The organism is Pseudomonas sp. Irchel s3f10 (assembly GCF_900187515.1).
GTDB classification, from domain to species: Bacteria; Pseudomonadota; Gammaproteobacteria; order Pseudomonadales; family Pseudomonadaceae; genus Aquipseudomonas; species Aquipseudomonas tensinigenes.
This window is the reverse complement of sequence record NZ_FYDZ01000006.1, coordinates 75,729-95,349: the sequence shown is the minus strand read 5'-3', so window position 1 is coordinate 95,349 and position 19,621 is coordinate 75,729. Positions and strand designations below refer to the sequence as shown.

The following is a 19,621-nucleotide window of genomic DNA, read 5'->3' as shown; positions in this document are numbered from 1 at the left end:
TCGCGAAGAGGCCATCAGCAACAATCCATTATTGGCAGGAACAAAAAAGGCCCGCATCACTGCGGGCCTCTTGTTTTTACGCCAATCTGATCAACCGCGACGACGCAACGCGTCGATACGCTCTTCCAGCGGCGGGTGGCTCATGAACATGCGGGCGAAGCCCTGTTTGATGCCACCGTTGATGCCAAAGGCGTTCAGGGTGTCCGGCATGTGCACCGGCAGGCCCTGTTCGGCGCGCAGGCGTTGCAGTGCGCCGATCATCGCGCTGGTGCCGGCCAGACGTGCGCCGGCTTCGTCGGCGCGGAATTCGCGCTTGCGCGAGAACCACATGACGATCGCACTGGCCAGAATGCCCAGTACCAGTTCGGCGAAAATGGTCGCCACGTAGTAGGCGATGCCCTGGCCTTCTTCGTTCTTGAAGATGACCTTGTCGACGAAGTTGCCGATGATCCGCGCAAAGAACATCACGAAGGTGTTCACTACGCCCTGGATCAGCGCCAGCGTAACCATATCGCCGTTGGCGACGTGACCGATTTCGTGGGCCAGTACGGCTTTCACTTCATCGGGTGAGAAACGCTCGAGCAAGCCCTGGCTGACCGCGACCAGCGCGTCGTTCTTGTTCCAGCCGGTGGCGAACGCGTTCGCTTCATAGGCCGGGAAAATACCGACTTCGGGCATCTTGATCCCGGCTTCGCGGGACAGTTGCTCGACGGTTTGCAGCAGCCATTGCTCATGCCGGGTACGTGGCTGGCTGATGATCTGGGTACCGGTGCTCATCTTCGCCATCCACTTGGAGATGAATAGCGAGAACAGCGAGCCGGCAAAACCAAAGACCGCACAGAAAACCAGCAGCTGACTAAGGTCGAGATCAACCCCGTTGGCCGCCATGAACCCGTTGAAGCCGAACAGGCTCAGGGTGATGCTGGCTATCAGCACGACCGCCAGGTTAGTGGCCAAAAACAGCAGGATGCGCATCATGGTTGTAGAAATCTCCTCAAGCTAAAGATGTAGCGTACTGCGGGGTATATAAGGTGCTGCACCGGGGTATTCAACTGAGTGACTATTTCAAACTGTGTCCTACAGCAGATTCTTCGGTGCACGGCATATTTCCCACGACAGATACCGATAGGGATGACGGCCAGCCGCGACCCGTCGTCATTACACCGGACGCAGGTAACCGGTATGAATCGCAAGTGTAGAAGGCGTGCGCGGAGGTATAACGCAGAAGTGTTGCTGAATCAGACAGTGCGCAACGTTTGACCATTGCGCACTGCTGGCCGGTTACTGGCGGTAGGATTTGAGGAAGTTGCCGATACGGCCGATGGCCATTTCCAGATCGTCGACGCGGGGCAGGGTAACCACGCGGAAGTGATCCGGCCACGGCCAGTTGAACGCCGTACCCTGAACCACCAGCAGCTTCTCGGAGAGCAGCAGGTCGAGGACAAATTTCTCGTCGTTGTGGATCGGGCAGACCTTCGGGTCGATTTTCGGGAACGCATACAACGCGCCCATCGGCTTGACGCAGCTTACGCCGGGAATGTCGTTGAGCAATTCCCAGGTGCGGTTGCGCTGCTCCAGTAGACGACCCTGCGGCAGCACCAGATCATTGATGCTCTGATAGCCGCCCAATGCGGTCTGGATCGCATGCTGGCTCGGCACGTTGGCACACAGGCGCATGTTGGCCAGCATGTCGATGCCTTCGATGTAGCTCTGGGCGTTGTGTTTCGGCCCGGAGATGGCGATCCAGCCAGAGCGGAAACCGGCCACGCGGTACGACTTCGACAGACCGTTGAAGGTCAGGCAGAGCAGGTCCGGCGCCAGCGATGCGGTGCAGATGTGCACGGCATCGTCATACAGAATCTTGTCGTAGATTTCGTCGGAGAACACCACCAGGTTGTGCGCGCGGGCGATTTCCAGCATGCCCAGCAACACTTCCTTCGAATACACCGCGCCGGTCGGGTTGTTCGGATTGATGATCACCATGGCTTTGGTGTTCGGGGTGATCTTGGCCTTGATGTCGGCCAGATCCGGGAACCAGTCGGCACCTTCGTCGCACAGGTAATGCACGGCGTTACCGCCGGCGAGGCTGACGGCGGCGGTCCACAGCGGATAGTCCGGGGCCGGCACGAGCACTTCGTCACCGTTGTTGAGCAGCGCCTGCAGCGACATCACAATCAGCTCGGACACGCCGTTGCCCAGGTAGATGTCTTCGATGCCGACACCTTCGACATTCTTTTGCTGGTAGTACTGCATCACCGCTTTACGCGCGCTGAACAGGCCTTTGGAGTCGCTGTAGCCTTGCGCGGTCGGGAGGTTGCGGATCACATCCTGAAGAATTTCGTCCGGCGCTTCGAAACCAAACGGCGCCGGGTTGCCGATATTCAGCTTGAGGATGCGCTGGCCTTCCTCTTCCAGTCGTTTGGCGTGCTTGAGCACCGGGCCGCGAATGTCGTAGCAGACGTTGGCGAGCTTGTTCGATTTGCTGAACTGCATGGCGATGTGATCCCGAAAATGAACGATCCAGGCGGCGAATGGACAACCGTGCTGGGATTCCTGTGTTTTCACACAGGCGGACGTCTTGAGCCGTGGCTCCCATAATCCGTTTGAATGCGCCCGGTCTGGCTGCCAGACTGGTGCGTGACGAGGCGCAATCATACGTGCCGCCCGATCCGTGGAAAAGGTACAGATCGGGCTTTTTCAGCCGCTGAGGTGTGATGATGGAAAAGTTGGAAAAAACCCTGGAAGAATGGCGGGCGATGCTCGACCCCGAGCAATACAACGTTTGTCGTCTCAGTGCGACCGAACGCCCGTTCTCCGGCAAATACAACGACACCAAGACCGACGGTGTCTACCACTGCGTTTGCTGCAACGAAGCGCTGTTCGATTCCAAGACCAAATTCGACTCCGGCTGCGGCTGGCCGAGCTTCTATGCGCCGATCGGCGAAAGCGCGATGACGGAAATCCGTGATACCACGCACGGCATGATCCGCACGGAAGTGAAGTGCGCGCGCTGCGATGCGCATCTGGGTCATGTTTTCCCCGACGGTCCGCCACCGACCGGTCTGCGTTATTGCATCAACTCGGTGTGTCTGAACCTCGAACCGCGCGCATAAACGATTGAAGGCGACCCTCGGGTCGCCTTGTTATTCGATAATTAAATTGCACACAATTTAATTGCTCGCTATGTTTGGTCTTTCCCGACTGTCTGCGGAGCCCCATGCCATGAGCGACAACCTGCTGAACATCCCCTGCACCACGATCAAGGGTGAGCAAAAGACCCTGGCCGATTTCGCCGGCAAAGCGGTATTGGTGGTCAACACCGCCAGCAAATGCGGTTTCACCCCGCAGTACAAAGGCCTCGAAGAACTGTGGCAGACCTACAAGGACCAGGGTCTGGTGGTCTTGGGCTTTCCGTGCAATCAGTTCGGCAAGCAGGAGCCGGGTAACGAAGGGGCGATCAGTGAATTCTGTGAGCTGAACTTCGGTGTCAGCTTCCCTCTGTTCAAGAAAATCGACGTTAACGGTGCCGACGCGCATCCGCTATTCGTGCAACTGAAAAAACGCGCGCCGGGTCTGCTTGGCTCCCAGGGCATCAAGTGGAACTTCACCAAGTTCCTGATTGGCAAGGACGGAAAACTGGTCAAGCGTTTTGCCCCGACCACCAAGCCGCAGGAGCTGAGCGGCGAGATCGAAGCCCTGCTCAAATGAACAGCCTGCCGGTCGATTCGCTGAAGCTCGACAGCCAGTTGTGCTTCAAGTTGTACGCCGCTTCCCGGGCGGTGATTCGCGCCTACAAGCCGATGCTCGATCAGCTCGGCCTGACGTATCCGCAATATCTGGCGATGCTGGTGTTGTGGGAATGGCAGGAAACTGCGCCGGAGCAACCGACGGTCAAGGCGCTGGGCGAGCGCCTGGCACTGGACTCGGGCACGCTGACGCCATTGCTCAAGCGCCTCGAGCAGTTGCAATGGGTGCAGCGCCAGCGTTCGACGCGTGACGAGCGCGAAGTGCACCTGAGCCTGACACCGGCAGGGCAAGCCTTGCGCGAGCAGGTCGGGCCGCTCAAGGCTCGGTTACTGTGCGACAGCGGGGTTGATCTGGACCGGCTCAATGAGTTGCGTGACGGTCTCGATCACTTGCTGGGGCAGATCAAAGCGCTGTCGTAGTCGGGATCCACTGATCGAGCAGTGCCGCCAGTTCTTCGCGGCGGAACGGCTTGGCCAGATAGTCGCTCATACCTGCCGCACGGCAGCGCTCGCGCTCCTCGGACATCGCGTTGGCAGTCAGGGCGACGATAGGCAGGTTTGGCCAGCGCCCGCTCTGGCGGATCTGCCGGCTGGCTTCGTAGCCATCCATCACGGGCATGTTGCAGTCCATCAGCACCAGATCGAATTCGTGATACTCCAACTGATCCAGCGCTTCGGCACCATGGGCGGCGACGATGACCTCACAGCCCAGTTTGCCGAGCATGCCTTTGGCCACCAGTTGATTGACCGGGTTGTCCTCCACCAGCAACACCCGCCCGCGCAGCACCGAGGGAGCGGTTTCGAGCTGCGCATCGTTAATGGCAACGACGTCCGGTTGCAGCGTGCGCCGCAGGTTCTGGTAGAGCGCGTTGCGCGCCAACGGTCGTGCCTGTTGTTGCAGAGGTGTGAGCGCGGCCGCTTCTTCGCTCGGCAGGAAACTGCCGTAGGCGGTCACCAGCAAAATCGGCGCAACGAGCGTCGGGCGCAGGCCGAACAGACACTCCGGACAATCAGTGATCACCACGTCCGGCGTCAGGCCCAGCAGTGAGTCATCGATGGTGCGCTGCTCGTATGTCAGTCCCCACACCGGCAGCAGGCTCTGCAGCAGCTCCGCCAAGCCACTGCTGGCAGCGGTGATGGCGAGGATTTTCCCGTGCAACGGCGCAGGTGCCAGCGCGCGGGTATGGCAGGGCAGAGGTAGCTCGGCACAGAACTGACTGCCAAACCCGGTCTCGGAACTGATGGTCAGGCGCCCCTGCATCGCTTCGCAAAGATTGTAGGTCAGCGCCAGCCCCAGCCCGGTGCCGCCGTACTGGCGAGTGATGCCGGCGCCCGCTTGAGTGAACGGCTGGAAGATTTTCAGCTGCGCGTCCTGGGCGATACCGATGCCGGTGTCGCAGACCTCGATGCGCACGCCATCCTGGTAGGTCGACAAGCGCACGTCCACCCGGCCGAAACGGGTGAATTTCAGCGCGTTGGACAGCAGGTTGCTGACGATCTGCCGCACGCGGGTCGGATCGCCCAGCACCAGAGCCGGGAAGTGCGGATCGATCAGGCAGGTCAGCTCGACGCTCGGCGCGGCATTCTGTGAGAGCAGGTTGGCGGTGTCTTCGATCAAGGAGCCCAGGTCGAACGGGATGTGCTCGAGTTCCAGTTGCCCGGCATCGAATTTCGACAGGTCGAGGATATCGTTGAGCAATTCCACCAGCACCTTGCCCGAATCGTGGGCGATCGACAGTTGTTGCTGTTGCTCGGCATTCAACGGGCCGTCGAGTGACAGTGCGATCATCCCCAGCAGGCCGTTGAGCGGCGTGCGGATCTCATGGCTCATGTTGGCGAGGAACGCCGAGCGGGCCTCGGCCATTTCCAGGGCGGTGCTGCGGGCGACTTCGAGTTCCTGATTGGACTGACTGAGCCGTGAGTTGATTGCCTTGAGTTCAGCGGTGCGCGCCGAGACGATGTTTTCCAGTTGTCCGAGGTAGTCGGTCAGGCGGTTTTCGGCGTTGCGCCGCTGCTGGATCTCGGTGGCAATATTCTCGAATTGCTGGTTGGCGACTTTGACCAGCACGCCGATTTCATCGTTGCTGTGGCCGGACGGGCACTCCAGCGTGGTCGGCTCGGCGCTGCGTGGGTCGCGTCCGCTGAGTTCGCGGATCACTCGCACCAGCGGTTTGGTCAGCATCACGTAGAACAGCGCCAAGAGGATGCCGGTAAGAATCAGGCTGCGGGCGAAACCATTGAGCAGGGTTATCTCGGCCCGGCGCAGGAAACGGCTGCCAAAGGCATAAGTGTCAACCTCGAGGCTCAACACCCCCAGCGATTCGTTGGGCAGATGATCCAGGTACAGACGATCCTCGAACTGGCGTTTGGCGCCAAACAGGAAATCGCTGATCACCCGATAGCCGCTTTGCAGCTCCGGGCGTTTGACGCTGGCCAGCACCGTACTGTTGTTGTCGATCAGTTGCGCAGAAATGATCGCCGGTGAGCGCAACAGGCCCAGGGTCAGTTCTTGCGCCAGTTCGGCGTCGATGTTGTAGGCAATCCGTGAGGCCGGGTTATGGCTGATTTCCAGCAACGACAGGATTTCCCGGTTGATGGAGGCGTCTTCGCTGGCATAATCGATGCCGATTTGCAGCAGGCTGAGCAGCGTGCCCAGAATGAACCCGACCAGCACGGTAAGCCTGGCTTGCTTGTAAGACAGCCGGTGGGTGAATTTGATATCCATGGGGTGTTGAACCACTTCCGTTTCCCTTCGCTGCTCAAGCATAGTCGATCATGTATGGATACCGAGGTTCCCGAATCGCCTTGTAACAAGGCTTGGTAGGTGAATTCTGATCTGTGCGTCGTCGCTGGATCGTCATCATCACTGTGAACGTGCCCGAGGAGAAGACGTGGATTCCCGATTGAATGCTTTTCTTGAACGCGCCGAGTCGGTTCTGGCGCGGATCGAACCGTTGTTGCCGGCACATCGGCCGGTGATCGACTGGGGCACTTGTCTGGCTGCGCGCTGGCAGCGCGACGGGCGCAGCGGCTACCTGTTGCCGCTGGAGGTCAGCCTCGACATGCGCCTGTCCGACCTGATCGGTGTCGACCGTCAATTGGAGCAACTGGGGCGCAATACCCAGCAATTTCTCGATGGCATGCCGGCCAACCATGCGCTGCTCTGGGGCTCGCGCGGTACCGGCAAGTCGTCGCTGGTGCGCGCGTTGCTGGCGGAACACGCCGCCGCGGGCCTGCGCCTGATCGAGATCGAGCGCGATCATCTGGCGGATCTGCCGCGGGTGGTCGAGCAGATCGGTAAACTGCCGCAACGTTTCGTGCTGTTTTGCGATGACCTGTCGTTCGAATCCGGGGAAGGCGATTATCGCGTGCTCAAAAGCGTGCTCGACGGCTCGCTTGAGCAGGCCCCGGACAACGTTTTGCTGTACGCCACTTCCAACCGTCGCCACCTAGTGCCGGAGAAGGAAAGCGATAACGAAAACTGGAAACGCGTCGACGGCGAACTGCACCCGAGCGAAGCCGTGGAAGACAAGATCGCGCTGTCGGACCGTTTTGGTCTGTGGCTGTCGTTCTACCCGTTTACCCAAGAACACTTCCTCAACGTCGTCGAGCACTGGATCGGCCAATTGGCCGCCAAGGCCGGACTGAGCTGGCAGCGTGATGAAGCACTGGACATCCTCGCCGTGCGTTGGGCCACCGGCCGCGGTAATCGCAACGGACGTTGCGCGTACCAATTCGCCCGTTACTGGGTGGGACTGAAATTGTTGGAGCACAAGGCATGATTGATTTGCAACAAAGCGGCCAGGGCCTCGAAGGCTATGGCATGTTGGCCGCACAACTGGAATCGCTGCTGGCGGACGAGCGCGATTTCATCGCCAACGCCGCGCAGTTTTCGGCGTTTCTGTACAACCAACTCGATGACTTGAACTGGGCGGGTTTTTACCTCAACCGCAACGAAGAGCTGGTGCTCGGCCCGTTTCAGGGCCAGATCGCCTGTGTGCGTATTCCGTTCGGTCGTGGTGTGTGCGGTGCGGCGGCGGCCACTCTGCAAACCCAGCGGGTTGAAGACGTGCATGCATTCCCCGGCCATATCGCCTGTGACAGCGCTTCGAACAGTGAACTGGTGGTGCCGCTGGTCAAGGACGGTCGCCTGATCGGTGTACTCGACCTCGACAGCCCGAAACTGGCGCGTTTTACCGCGCAGGATCAGGCCGGTATCGAGCAACTGGCGGCAATTTTCCTGCGTTTGACCGACTGCTGATCACGCGGTGAGGCCAGCCTTGTGCAACAGGCTGGCCGGATCGACTTTGTCGATCTGCGCGGGATCGAGAAAACGCACGGCGTACTGCATGTACACGCCTTCATTGATGAACAATCCAAACAGCTGGGCATCGATGTGCGCTTCGCGGCACATGGTCGCCATGATGGCCAACGCTTCATTCAAGGTTTTGGCTTTCTTGTACGGGCGGTCGGCTGCGGTCAGCGCCTCAAAGATATCGGCAATCGCCATCATCCGCGCGGGCAGGCTCATGTCCTCACGCTTCAGGCGTTTCGGGTAACCGGTGCCGTCCATTTTTTCATGATGACCGCCGGCGATCTCGGCAATGCTGTCAAGGTGGCCGGGGAAGGGCAGGTGGCTGAGCATCATGATCGTCTGCACCATGTGATGATTGATCACATAGCGCTCTTCGCGGGTCAGGGTGCCGCGGCTGATGCTCAGGTTATACAGCTCGCCGCGATTGTATTTGTAGCGCGGTACATCCAGCTTGAAGCCCCATGGATTGTCTTCGGGAATCAACTCGTTCGGGTCACGTTCGAGCAAGTGCTCGGGCTTGTCTGCCAGAAGTTTTTCACTGACCGGCAAGATCGGTGGGGGCGTGCGTGCCTGCCGCCGGTTTTCCTCCCATGACACGCCCAGTCGGTCGTCAAGGGTGCGCATCCAGGTGCGTTGCGCCAGTTGATCAAGACGTTGCAGATCCGCTTCGGCCATGGCCTCACTGCCCAGATTACAACGCGCGACAAACGCAAAATCGTCGTCCAGCGCCGTCAGTGTGGCGTCGCGCAATTGCGCCAGTGCTGTCTCATCGCCGCCCAAGGCCCGCGCCTGCCAAAAGCTGATCCAGGCATCACGCTTGAGCACTTCGAAACGGGTGCGGATCTCATGAATGCGGTCGCTGATGGTTTCCAGTTTGGTCGCCTTGTCGACCACGTATTCCGGCGTCGTTACCTTGCCGCAATCGTGCAGCCATGCGGCAATGTGCAAGGCTTCCCATTCATCCTCGCTTGGCTGATAGGCACTGAACGCCGGCGCCTGACTGGCGGCCGCTGCCTGGGCGAGCATCAGCGTCAGCTCTGGCACGCGCTGACAATGCCCGCCGGTATAAGGACTCTTGGCGTCGATGGCGCCGGCAAGTAACTGAATAAAGGCGTCGAGCAACAGCTTCTGGCGGGCTTGCAGGCGCTGGCTCTCGATGCTCACTGCGGCAGCGCCTGACACTGCCTGCAAGAAAGCGATGCGGTCGGGGCGCAGTTTTTCCAGGTCGGCTGCCGTGCCGCTGTCGTTGACCAGCAGGATCAACAGGCCGATGGTTTCGTCGTGGCGATTGTGCAGGCGGATGCCGATCAGATGAACCCGTGGCGATTGCATCACCAACAGGACTTTCTGCAGATCGGCGGCCTGATCGACGCCGAAATTGCTGACGACATTGTTGGCGCTGACCAATTGTTCGAACCACGCCGGGCCTGTGCTTTGTTGCAGGTCGTGGCCCTGAATGTCGAACGCTTCCAGTGCCTGAGGCGTGCCATCGATCACCAACCCGTAAGGCTCCATACGGCTGCTGTCGCTTTCACGCAGATAGATCAACCCTGCCTGCGCCTGGGCGATCTGCACCGTTTCGAACAGCACCCGTTGCAGCAATGGGGCGAATCGGGTTTCGGCGCCCAAAGTGTCGGTGATGCGGAAGAAACTCGCCAACGTGTCTTTCATCCGCGCCATCGACACGCTCAACTGGTCGACTTCCAGTACCGGCGAGCGTCGAGTCAGCGGAAAATTGAAATCGAAACTGCGGATCGCGTCGGCTTCCTTGACCAGCGCATGCAGCGGTTTGACCAGAATCCGCGAGATTGCCCAACCCAGTGGCAGGCACAACAGCAAGGTGGCCAAGGTAATCAACGCGCCTTGCCAGCGCATGCGATAGGCATCGACCAGCAATTCGTCTTCCGGTACCAGGAGTGCCAACTGCAAGCCTTTGGGGCCACCTTCCTCAATGCTGCTGCGTGCGACTATCCATTGCCGGCCATCGACTTCCAGTCGCTTGCCCGTGTGCTCCGCGGACAGCAACGCGTGCAGGCTCGGGCTCAGGTCGGTCGCTTTGGCCAGATGCGTGGAGCTGTCGTCGACGATCAGACGGCTGCTGTCGGGGTATGCCACGGCGTTACCGTCGGCATCGAACAGGGCAATGTCAGTAGAGGGCGTGACCACATGTTTGCTCAGGGTCGCAGACAGTGCAGCCAGCGTCAGGTCGGCACCGATCACTGCGTTTTCACCACTGCGCCGGGCCAGTGTGGTGCCGACATTGTGGGTTGAAAAAAACACATAGGGTTCGGTGGTGATCTGTTCGGTTTGCTGGCGGGCATTGGTGAACCAGGCGCGGTTGCGCGGATCATAAGGGTCGTCGGTATTTTCCTGGTGGCCGATCGGGGTCAGGGCCTGATCGAAGAACAGCGATTGCGAGCGCACTTTCCCTTGCGGGTCATGCTCGATGCTCCACACCTGATAAGCCGCCGCTTCTGGAGCCTTGAGCTGGGCCTTGATCGCCGAGGTGCGAAGCGGGCGTACCATGAAGAAATCACCGTTGGCGTAACCCAGATACAGCGAGGCCAGATTCGGGTTATCACTGAGCGACTGGCTGAACGGCCTGAGCAGCGGCAATCGTTGTTCCAGGGCCAAGGCCTGTGTAGCGGGGTTGACCGCCAACAGGCTCAATAAATGGCGGATCGGCTGATAGGTGGCGGACAGGTCGAGGCGCACGTCCTGTTCGATCCGGCTGAACAGCTTGTCGCTGCTCGACAGGATGATCTGCGTGGTCTGGCGATAATTGAACAACCCCAGCACCACGCCGGTGAGCAGCAGGAGAAACGTGAACATGACACTGATGTGCACGTGCAGCGGGAACCGGCGCTGTTCCGGGCGCAGTGGGCTGGGCATTTCAGGTTCTCCATGATGTTTAACTCACTGCTCAGCGCCAAGCATAGTTAAGGCACGCTAATCGTGCCTTGATCGGACAATGCCAATTGTTGCTGCAAGGCCTGCTCCAGTTCGAGCATCGCCCGGTTGATCGCCTCGCAACGACGAGCGATCTCGTTTGTCGCCAAGTCTTGCGTGCAGGCGAGCTCCAGGGCGTCGCAGCATTCGATTACCCGTGATGCCTGAGCGATGCGTGCGGCCCCCTTGATCTTGTGAGCGACCACCGCCAAGGCTCCGCGATCATCCTGCGGCGACAGCGCGAGCAGTTCCTGTCGGTCGAGGCCGCTGCTCTTGAGCAGTTCAACCAGCAAGCGCCGGGCCTGGGCAGGGCTGCCGCCCGTCAACATGTTCAGACTTCGCAGGTTGAATGCCGGTGGGGGCGACGCCGCTGCGATGCCGTCGATCCATTGGCTGAGCAGACTCAGGCTCAGGGGCTTGAACAGGCAGTCGTTCATGCCTGCCTGTTTGCAACGCTGGATTTCCTCAGGTTGCGCATTCGCCGTGAAACCCAACACCGAGCAAGGTGGGAGGCGGTTCTGCAGCTCATGCTGGCGAATGGCGCGCGTCAGTTCATAGCCGTTCATCAAAGGCATGTTGCAATCGACAATCACCAGATCGAAGGCGCCTTCTTTCCAGCGTTCGAGTCCGCTACAGCCGTTCTCGGCGATGCTGAAGTGATGGCCGAGAAATTCCAGTTGCTGACACATCAACAAACGATTGGCCGGGTGATCATCCACCACCAGAACGCGCAGCGGTGTCTGCGAGGTCTTGATCGCTGGCTCATCCCTGGCCGCGCTCGCCTGTGCCGGCAAGCTGTCCAGTGGCAGGGAAACGCAGACCTGTGTTCCGATGCCGGGCTGGCTGCTCAATTGCAACTGGCCGCCCATCATTTCACACAGGTTGCGACTGATCACCAGTCCCAGACCTGCGCCACTTCGGGCTTGCTGAGGGCTATTTTCTGCCTGGGCAAAGGGCTCGAACAATCGTTGCTGATCCTCTGCACTGATACCCGCACCGCTGTCTTGTACGGTCAATTGCATCAGAGCCCGCCCAGGCACATCAGTGGTCATGAGGTCGACGCTGATTCTGATGTGTCCTTGCTCAGTGAATTTGATGGCGTTGCTGATCAGATTGGATAGCACTTGCTTGAAACGCAGTGGGTCCAGGCATACATCGACCGCCAGATCCGGCGGATTGAAGATGACTTGCAAAGCGAGATTCTTCTGGCGGGCCAGGCCGTCGAAGATTCTTGCGACAGACGCTACTGTGTCCACCAGATTGACCCGTTCCGGGCACAGACTCAGGCGTCCGGATTCGATCCGTGCGATGTCGAGGATGTCGCCGATCAAACCCAACAGATCCTTGGCCGAGTGGTAGGCAGTGTCGATCGAAGAGCGATCCGGATGGTGTTGATCGATGCGTTTGAGCGTCAGTTCAAGCATGCCGATCACCGCATTCATGGGCGTACGGATTTCATGGCTCATGGTGGCCAGGAATGTACTTTTCGCCCGGTTGGCGTCATCTGCCTGTTCCTTGGCCGCACGCAGTTCCTCAAACAGCTGTCGGCGTTCGCTGATGTCGATCCAGCCACCGATGATGCCTTTCACGTCGCCGCTGGAGTCCCGGTACGGCAGTATCCAGTGATAGATCGTCAGGCGTCGTTTGCCGATGTGCAGAGGCCGGTCGAGCACCAGCGCAGTGCCTTCGGCGACCACTCGCTGATAATCGGCATGAAAGGCCTGGGCCTCGAAAGCGTTGCTCAGGGTGCCCTGCATGACGCTTTTGCCTATCACGTCCTCACGCTTGGCATTGAACACTTCGAGATAGCTGTCATTACAGCTTTGCAGCAGACCCTGGCGATCGCGTACGTAGATCGGATGCGGCGTACCGTTGACCAGCGAGCGCATGAATTCGAACTGATCGTTAAGGGCCCGCTCAGCCGCCTGGCGTTGTTTGATCTGGTGTCGCATGTAGGCGTTCCAGGCAAGCAGGAGCAACAGGAGCAGGCAGGCGCCGATGATCACTTGATAGAACAGGCGCTGGTAATTGCGCCAGATGTTTTGCGAGGCGCTGGAATATCCACGCCAGCGCCCGTTGATGACGCCGAGTTCTTCCGGGGAAATGCTCAGAAGCGCTTTGTTGATGATCGAGCCCAGTTCCGTGTTGTCACGTGCGGTTGCCAGAGAAAACTCGGCCTGACCGGTACCGATGGTGGTAGTGATCTGCAGCGCCTGCTCGAAGATTCGCGAAGAAATGAAGTAGTTGGCGATCACCAGTGAATTCACCGCACCGTCGACATGGCCTTTGGCGAGCAGCGAGACGGCGCTGAAGGTATCTGCCGTTTCGATCAACTGGATCCGTGGAAATTCGCGTCGCAGGTACTCGACCAGGGGATTGCCTTGGGCGATCGCCAGTTGCTTGCCTTTGAGCTGACCCAGGTTAGTCGGACTGTCGGCACTCTTGCGCGTCAGCAGCACATAGGAGTTTTCCAGATAGGGCCGACTGAAACTCAGGGTTTTTTCTCGCTCGGCGGTCGGCAGCAAGGCCGCGATGAGATCGGCCTGGTGGTCATCGATCTGTTTGATCATCTCGGCGTCGTTGCGGCTGCGGTGGACCTCGAAGCGCAGGCCGGTGCGCAGGCGAATCAGTTCGAGAAGATCGGCGCTGATCCCGCGAAAATTGCCTGCGTCATCGAAGAAGGTCAGCGGCGCATAGGCCTCATTCACCACCACGCTCACTACCGGATGCTGCTGCAGCCATGTTTCTTCGCGTTCGGTCAGTTGCAGTTTCTGGTCGGTGAGCAGCAGGTCGCTGCCGGCGCTCCAGCGTTTGGCAATGTTCTCGCGCTCGCTACGCGGCACCGCTTTAAGCACGGCGTCGACGATATTCAATAACTGCGGATTGTTTCGACGTACGGCGAAGCTGAACCCCTGGGCTTCCTGTTTGCCGAAATTGGCCATGCGCACGTTGTTGAGGTAGCCCTTGTTGATCATGTAGTGGGTGGAGATCGTGTCGCCGAGAAACACGTCGGCCTGGTCGAAGGCCACGGCGTTAATGGCATTCTGGTAAGAGGGATAGCAGGTGATGAGCGCTTTGGGATACAGCGCCTTGACCTCATGCAGAGGCAGATAGTGGTAGACCATGCTCAGGCGCAATCCTGCCAGACCTTTGCTCAGGCTGCGGGTTTCGCCTTCGCGGGTAACGAGCACAGGTTGATCGTTGGCATACGGTTCGGACAGCGCAAGGTTGGCATTGGCGGATTCATAGCCGTTGGCTGTCCCGAGCAGGTCAATCTGACCATCGACCAGAGCGCGAATGGCAGCATCCCGGGAGGCAAAACGTTTGACCTTGACCGGCAAACCGGTGGCTTGAGCGACAAGCCCGACATAGTCGGCGGTGAGACCTTCATAATCGTGACCGCTGACGGTCATGTCGAACGGTGGATAGTCAGGAGCGGACGTTCCGAGTATCAACTCGTCGCGCGTTTGCAGCCACTGTCGTTGAGACTGTTCCAATACAACCGGCACCGGCTCGCCTGCCGATCGGCTGAGCAAGGCATAGTCCGGTGAATCAACGGGCATGGCAAACACATTGGCGCTCAGGTACAGACCTGTGCTCAATGCAATTAAATAGTCTTTCAAACGACTGGGCATGCGGGGTCTCACACGAGTGCGTTGCGTTTGGCCATCTCGATAAGTTCTACAAGGGATTTGGCTTTGAGTTTTTGCATCAAGCGTTTTTTATAGGTACTGACCGTTTTATTGCTGAGAAACATGCCCTTGGCTATTTCCTTGTTGGTACGGCCTTGGGCAAATAACTGCAAAACCATTAATTCGCGATCATTGACGGATTTGAACAGTTCCAGTTCTGCATAACGAGTATCGTCGCTGCGAACCGGATTCAACGCCTGACTGGGGAAATAGTTGTAACCGGACAGCACCGCTTTTATCGCACTGACCAGTTCGCTCAAGTCTTCCTGTTTACAGACATACCCGGAAGCACCGGACTGCATGCAACGAATACCGAATAACGTCGGACATTGAGCAGTCAGCACCAGGGTTTTGAGCGGCGAACTCATGGCGTTGAAGCGGGCAAGTACCTCCAGGCCATCAAGTTTTGGAATGCTGATGTCGAGAATGATCAGGTCCGGCATGCACTCGCGCACCATTTGCATGGCATCGACCCCGTTGTCGGTTTCGCCGACGACCTTGTAGCCTTCATGTTCCAGCAGCATTCGAACGGCGAGACGGATGACCGGGTGATCGTCGACAATAAAAACGGAGTTCATAATCAAGTCCCATACAAGCACGAATAAAGCGCGCACCTTAGCTCAGTTGAATGAGCGCTCGCATGAGCTGACTTGGCTCCAGTCGTGTTATCGGATTGTTCCTACAGCTAATGAGGAAAGGGACTACGATCAAACTAGGTATGACGTAAGGAAGTGCAGGGTGTTCATCGGCTTATAGTTGGTCGTGAATGTTTTGCAAGTGCTGGCTGTAAATGGCTTTTTGTTCAATGTTTAAATGGTCGGGACAGTCGCTTGTTGTTTGTATTTTTCGCCGCTGCATCCTGCCACAGAATTATTTGAAATAGGCAAGTGTCAATCCAGGTTCCCGGTCAGGAAAGTGATCATTGCGCATTCAACCGGCCGACGCTATCGGCAGGTTGAATGCGTTCGGGTCAGTGACTGGAACGACCGGTCATCTCCAGCGCCATGTCGCTGGCGTAGCTGTCGGTCATGCCGGCGATGAAATCGATCATGCGCAAAAACGACGTATGCAAAGAACCCTGCGGATCCGGTGCGTTATTACCGAGCAAGTCGAGGATGCGCCGACTCTTGAACGATGGTGTGCGACCGTTGTGTTGCTCCAGCGCGGCGCCGCAGAACGAGTTGAGGAGAATCTCCAGCGTCGTGTAGGCACCGATTTCGTGCAGGGTCTTGCGTTTGTCCTGAAAGATTTTCTTGCGGGCAATGTCCTTGGCGTTCAACACACAGCGCTTGGCCGGGCCATGCATGTGCTCGACCAGATCGCCGTGCAGCGTGCCGGCGAGCAGTGCGTCCTGTTGCTCGACAAACGCTCGCGCCGCTGCGTTGGTCAGATGTTCGATGGCCTTGCCACGCAGGATTGCGAGCTTGCGTCGTCGTGAATCCTGCGGGCCTAGCTGACGATAGGTTTCCGGCAGATCATCGCCCACCAATCCGAGTAACAGCGATTCGACCTCAGCGTACTCCAGCAACTCCATTTCAAGACCGTCTTCCAGGTCAATCAAGGCGTAGCAGATGTCGTCCGCCGCCTCCATCAGGTAGACCAGCGGATGGCGCGCCCAGCGTTGCTCTTCCAGTTGCGGCAGGCCCAGCTTCTGAGCGATTTGCTCCAGAAGCGGCAGTTCGCTCTGATAACAGCCGAACTTGTGTTTCTTGTAACCGAGGGAGTCGGCGTGACGGGCCGTCCACGGGTATTTCAGATAGGTGCCGAGGGTGGCGTAGGTCAGGCGGGTGCCGCCGTCGAATTGATGGTACTCAAGCTGAGTGAGCACGCGAAAGCCTTGGGCGTTGCCTTCGAAATTGAGGAAGTCGCCGCGCTCGGCTTCGCTCATGCCGTCCAGCCAGCCACGCCCGGCTGCCTGTTGGAACCAATGGCGAATGGCATCTTCACCGGAGTGACCGAACGGCGGGTTGCCGATGTCGTGGGCCAGACATGCCGATTGCACCACCATGCCCAGATCGCTGGGGTCGCACCATTGTGGCAGGGCGCTGCGCAGTGTTTCGCCGACGCGCATGCCCAGCGAGCGGCCGACACAACTGACCTCCAGCGAGTGGGTCAGGCGTGTGTGAATGTGGTCGTTACTGGTGACCGGATGCACTTGGGTTTTTCGGCCCAGACGCCGAAAGGCGCCGGAGAAGATGATGCGGTCATGGTCTTTGTGAAAAGGACTGCGGCCAAGTTCTTGCGGGCTATGCAGGGGCTTTCCGAGACGTTCGCGGTTGAGCAGGGTTTGCCAATCCAAGGCTGATTCTCTCCGACAGGTGACTGGGGGGCCAATCAGTTTCCCGCTGTGGTGTGGAAACTTAATGGGCAACGCTCGCCCTAGCTTCCCGGTTCGGCTCTGAGCCTGCAAGCGCAACTACAGCCCTGCAGCATCAATGTCGATCAGCAGCAGACGTTCGCCATTGTCGAAGAACTGCCCGGCCGTCAGGCAATACTGGTTGCTGGTTGCATCGCGGTAGGTGTTGGACAGCGTCAGGCGCCGCTCCTCCCAGCCTTCAGCGAGTAAATGATAGAAGTACGGACGCCATGACCAGTTGTGCCCCAGATAGCGATTGTCGGCGATCCAGCCACTGTGCCGCCATTCCAGATTAGGTGTCAGTTGCGTGCCGTGACGGTCGCATTGATAGAACCGCAGCAGCCATGGAAAGGCGTCCAGCTGTGGCAATGCGCTCAGCGGTGCGTGGGCTTGCGCCCAGTTTTGCAGAATGGTCATCAATTCGCCCAGTTGCTGACGCATTTGCATCAAGCGGGCCCGTTCTGCCAGTTTCTGCCGGACATAGCGTTGACGTAGTTCGGCGAAGCGTTGCACAAAAGCGTCTGTGGGATAAAAAGCTTCCTGCGCCCGAGCGAACAGAAAACCCTGCACGTACCGCGATCCGCACTCCAGAGCGAAATTCAACTGCGCCTCGGTTTCGACGCCTTCAGCGATAATCCAGCAACCGGTCTTTTCGGCCATCTGCGCCAACGCCTTGACCACATCACTGCTCGGCCCACCGAGTGCGGCGGCCTGAAACAGGCGCATGTCGAGTTTGAGAATGTCCGGTTGCAGCGCCAGCACCCGATCCAGTTGTGAATAGCCCGCGCCAAAATCATCAATGGCGATTCGTGCCCCGGCCTCGCGATAACGCGCGACCACTTCGGCCAGACGTTGGCCGTTGCCGCCCAGTTCAGTGATCTCGAAAACGATGCGCTGCGGATCGACAAGGTGTCGCGCGATTTGCTTGAGACTTGGCAGCGCTTGTTCGGGGCGCAAGCGGCTGATCCAGCGCGGCGACATGTTGAGGCTGAGAAACCAGTCCGAGGGCGCTTCATGCAGGCGGCTCAAGGCATTGTCGCGGATCTGTCGGTCGAGACGGCGCAAGGCGATGGCGGGAGTGCGCGGGTCGGCGAACAGCGGCCCGACCGACACCAGTTGTCCATCGGCCTGGCGCAGCCGGCCCAGTGCTTCGACGCCGGCAATCCGGCCGGTGGCGGTATCGATGAAGGGTTGAAAGCAGGCGAGCGGTTGCCCGTCGATCACGGAGCCTCCTTAGTCGTTCTTGTTCTGGTTGAACCTGTCGACCGGATAGGCGTTCAGGATTGAACCTCTTGGTAAAAGAGGTCCATCCCGAGAATGTTGCAAGAATGTGGCCAGATGCGGTACTTCAGCGTTTGCCAGAGTTTTGCATGACCATTTTGATCAGCGGGCCAAGACTTGTGCCAAGACGAACCAATCGGGTCAAACCCCCCACGCCGCCGCTTTTGGCACCTTTGCCGGTGATGAAACCCAGCAGCGTCACCGCTGCCACACCCCATAACGGCGCGTGCTTGATCCCGAAACCGCCCTGCAAGCTTTGCGTCATGCCGCGCACGCGTTGCAGAGGTTGCAGCACCTGCCCGGCTTCATGGCGGATTTCCTGACGGTGCATTTCCATGCGCAGACGTATCAGCGCCTTGCGCATTTCCCGGCGGGAACTGTTATGTGGAAGTTCAGGCAGGCTCATGGCAGCAGGCGCTCCCGGTCGTTGGCCAGCTCTTCGAGCGTGCCGTGGAAAGGCGAGGATTCATCGAAGATCGCCGCCTTGAGGCGTAGCCCGCAAAAGATCGAGGCCAAGGTATAGAAAACGCACAGGCCAATGATCGCGGCCAAACGATACGTGTCCCAGAACACGATCATCACCAAGGTCGATAACCCCACCAGCAACAACAGGGCAAAGACCAGGGCCAGACCTGCAAACAGCAACAGGCTGACGGTACGTGATTTCTGCTCCTGCAATTCGATGCCGAACAACTCGACATGGCTGTGCAGCAGACCCAGAACGGCGGCGCCCAAGCGCCGCGTGGAAGAGGCGGTGCCCGCAGTCGGGCCGGATTCACCGATCGACATAATCAGCGCCGAGTGGCCAGCAGGCCGATCAGGAAGCCGACACCGGCAGCAATGCCGACGGCCTGCCAAGGGTTGGCCGACACGTAATCTTCAGTGGCAGTGACCGCAGCCTGACCGCGATCACGCAGGGTGTCTTCGGTCAGTTTCAGGGTTTCGCGGGCGCGCAGCAGGCTGTCGTGGATCTGCTCGCGCAGCTCATCGGCCTGATCGCCGGCCAGGGTGGCGGTGTGCTCGAGCAAGCGTTCGGTGTCGGCGACCAGGGTCTGGAAGTCGTTCATGAGGATTTCTTGAGCAGTCTTTGCCTTGATGCTGGCCATGGGTGGATCTCCGTAAGTGACGTCTGAAGCGTTCGAGTATGAGCCTTGCGCGAAGGTTCAGTACAAATGACTGGTACAACTTTTGCTGTGTCGTGGTGCGTCGTCCTGCGGTTGTGCGCTGTTGCCGGGCGTGCGCCTTGAGAAACCTTATCCCAAACAATGCCGGTTCGTGTCAG

General features: G+C 58.9%; 16 protein-coding genes. 5 read left to right on the top strand and 11 right to left on the bottom strand.

The features are described 5' to 3' along the window. Positions 1–90: 90 nt before the first annotated feature. Together htpX and CKW17_RS15155 are read right to left on the bottom strand one after the other, a co-directional pair. A complete protein-coding gene (gene htpX, locus CKW17_RS15160) occupies positions 91–978 on the bottom strand; it encodes a protease HtpX (RefSeq protein WP_007908619.1) in 888 nt (295 codons plus the stop codon). 303 nt (positions 979–1,281) lie between these two features. Further along, positions 1,282–2,493, bottom strand: coding sequence for a pyridoxal phosphate-dependent aminotransferase (locus CKW17_RS15155; RefSeq protein WP_007908620.1), 1,212 nt, complete (start codon positions 2,491–2,493; stop codon positions 1,282–1,284). 224 nt (positions 2,494–2,717) lie between these two features. On the opposite strand from CKW17_RS15155, the gene msrB reads away from it, so the two are divergent. The 3 genes from msrB (at position 2,718) to CKW17_RS15140 (ending at position 4,166) form a co-directional block, all read left to right on the top strand. Further along, a complete protein-coding gene (gene msrB / locus CKW17_RS15150; RefSeq protein ID WP_095120468.1) occupies positions 2,718–3,113 on the top strand; it encodes a peptide-methionine (R)-S-oxide reductase MsrB in 396 nt (131 codons plus the stop codon). A gap of 109 nt (positions 3,114–3,222) precedes the next feature. After that, entirely contained in the window at positions 3,223–3,708 is a 486-nt protein-coding gene (locus CKW17_RS15145) for a glutathione peroxidase (protein ID WP_007908624.1), read from the top strand. Further along, the gene (locus CKW17_RS15140; protein WP_095120467.1) at positions 3,705–4,166 is read left to right on the top strand and encodes a MarR family winged helix-turn-helix transcriptional regulator; all 462 of its coding nucleotides are present in this window, start codon (positions 3,705–3,707) and stop codon (positions 4,164–4,166) included. Before CKW17_RS15145 ends, CKW17_RS15140 begins: the two co-directional genes overlap by 4 nt. Here the strand turns inward: CKW17_RS15140 and CKW17_RS15135 are convergent. Then, a complete protein-coding gene (locus CKW17_RS15135) occupies positions 4,150–6,471 on the bottom strand; it encodes a response regulator (protein ID WP_095120466.1) in 2,322 nt (773 codons plus the stop codon). The genes CKW17_RS15140 and CKW17_RS15135 overlap by 17 nt on opposite strands. 166 nt (positions 6,472–6,637) lie before the next feature. On the opposite strand from CKW17_RS15135, the gene CKW17_RS15130 reads away from it, so the two are divergent. Together CKW17_RS15130 and CKW17_RS15125 are read left to right on the top strand one after the other, a co-directional pair. Continuing rightward, positions 6,638–7,528, top strand: a complete 891-nt coding sequence (locus CKW17_RS15130; RefSeq protein ID WP_095120465.1) for an ATP-binding protein — start codon at positions 6,638–6,640, stop codon at positions 7,526–7,528. Further along, a complete protein-coding gene (locus CKW17_RS15125) occupies positions 7,525–8,007 on the top strand; it encodes a GAF domain-containing protein (protein WP_095120464.1) in 483 nt (160 codons plus the stop codon). Before CKW17_RS15130 ends, CKW17_RS15125 begins: the two co-directional genes overlap by 4 nt. On the opposite strand, the gene CKW17_RS15120 is transcribed toward CKW17_RS15125, so the two are convergent. The 8 genes from CKW17_RS15120 to CKW17_RS15085 all read right to left on the bottom strand — a co-directional run bounded on the left by CKW17_RS15120 (position 8,008) and on the right by CKW17_RS15085 (position 19,445). After that, the gene (locus tag CKW17_RS15120) at positions 8,008–10,953 is read right to left on the bottom strand and encodes an HD domain-containing phosphohydrolase (protein ID WP_095120463.1); all 2,946 of its coding nucleotides are present in this window, start codon (positions 10,951–10,953) and stop codon (positions 8,008–8,010) included. It abuts the gene before it with no gap. A gap of 47 nt (positions 10,954–11,000) precedes the next feature. Next, entirely contained in the window at positions 11,001–14,645 is a 3,645-nt protein-coding gene (locus CKW17_RS15115) for a transporter substrate-binding domain-containing protein (RefSeq protein ID WP_095120462.1), read from the bottom strand. Between the two features lie 8 nt (positions 14,646–14,653). Further along, positions 14,654–15,280, bottom strand: a complete 627-nt coding sequence (locus CKW17_RS15110; protein WP_095120461.1) for a response regulator transcription factor — start codon at positions 15,278–15,280, stop codon at positions 14,654–14,656. 392 nt (positions 15,281–15,672) lie between these two features. Next, complete coding sequence (locus CKW17_RS15105) at positions 15,673–17,001, bottom strand: deoxyguanosinetriphosphate triphosphohydrolase (protein ID WP_016985477.1); 1,329 nt, start codon at positions 16,999–17,001, stop codon at positions 15,673–15,675. A 117-nt stretch (positions 17,002–17,118) separates the two neighbouring features. Continuing rightward, positions 17,119–18,282 (bottom strand): EAL domain-containing protein, encoded by a 1,164-nt coding sequence (locus CKW17_RS15100; RefSeq protein WP_016985476.1) that lies wholly within the window; start codon positions 18,280–18,282, stop codon positions 17,119–17,121. A 124-nt stretch (positions 18,283–18,406) separates the two neighbouring features. After that, the gene (locus CKW17_RS15095) at positions 18,407–18,745 is read right to left on the bottom strand and encodes a hypothetical protein (protein WP_095120460.1); all 339 of its coding nucleotides are present in this window, start codon (positions 18,743–18,745) and stop codon (positions 18,407–18,409) included. Next, the gene (locus tag CKW17_RS15090) at positions 18,742–19,128 is read right to left on the bottom strand and encodes a phage holin family protein (RefSeq protein ID WP_016985474.1); all 387 of its coding nucleotides are present in this window, start codon (positions 19,126–19,128) and stop codon (positions 18,742–18,744) included. Before CKW17_RS15090 ends, CKW17_RS15095 begins: the two co-directional genes overlap by 4 nt. A 2-nt stretch (positions 19,129–19,130) precedes the next feature. After that, a complete protein-coding gene (locus CKW17_RS15085; RefSeq protein ID WP_095120459.1) occupies positions 19,131–19,445 on the bottom strand; it encodes a YqjD family protein in 315 nt (104 codons plus the stop codon). Between the last annotated feature and the right edge of the window lie 176 nt (positions 19,446–19,621).

Bases quoted from the DNA above. Each gene is read 5' to 3' on its own strand.
- htpX (WP_007908619.1), bottom strand. From the start codon at position 978: ATGATGCGCATCCTGCTGTTTTTGGCCACTAACCTGGCGGTCGTGCTG.
- CKW17_RS15155 (WP_007908620.1), bottom strand. From the start codon at position 2,493: ATGCAGTTCAGCAAATCGAACAAGCTCGCCAACGTCTGCTACGACATT.
- msrB (WP_095120468.1), top strand. From the start codon at position 2,718: ATGGAAAAGTTGGAAAAAACCCTGGAAGAATGGCGGGCGATGCTCGAC.
- CKW17_RS15145 (WP_007908624.1), top strand. From the start codon at position 3,223: ATGAGCGACAACCTGCTGAACATCCCCTGCACCACGATCAAGGGTGAG.
- CKW17_RS15140 (WP_095120467.1), top strand. From the start codon at position 3,705: ATGAACAGCCTGCCGGTCGATTCGCTGAAGCTCGACAGCCAGTTGTGC.
- CKW17_RS15135 (WP_095120466.1), bottom strand. From the start codon at position 6,471: ATGGATATCAAATTCACCCACCGGCTGTCTTACAAGCAAGCCAGGCTT.
- CKW17_RS15125 (WP_095120464.1), top strand. From the start codon at position 7,525: ATGATTGATTTGCAACAAAGCGGCCAGGGCCTCGAAGGCTATGGCATG.
- CKW17_RS15120 (WP_095120463.1), bottom strand. From the start codon at position 10,953: ATGCCCAGCCCACTGCGCCCGGAACAGCGCCGGTTCCCGCTGCACGTG.
- CKW17_RS15115 (WP_095120462.1), bottom strand. From the start codon at position 14,645: ATGCCCAGTCGTTTGAAAGACTATTTAATTGCATTGAGCACAGGTCTG.
- CKW17_RS15110 (WP_095120461.1), bottom strand. From the start codon at position 15,280: ATGAACTCCGTTTTTATTGTCGACGATCACCCGGTCATCCGTCTCGCC.
- CKW17_RS15095 (WP_095120460.1), bottom strand. From the start codon at position 18,745: ATGAGCCTGCCTGAACTTCCACATAACAGTTCCCGCCGGGAAATGCGC.
- CKW17_RS15090 (WP_016985474.1), bottom strand. From the start codon at position 19,128: ATGTCGATCGGTGAATCCGGCCCGACTGCGGGCACCGCCTCTTCCACG.
- CKW17_RS15085 (WP_095120459.1), bottom strand. From the start codon at position 19,445: ATGGCCAGCATCAAGGCAAAGACTGCTCAAGAAATCCTCATGAACGAC.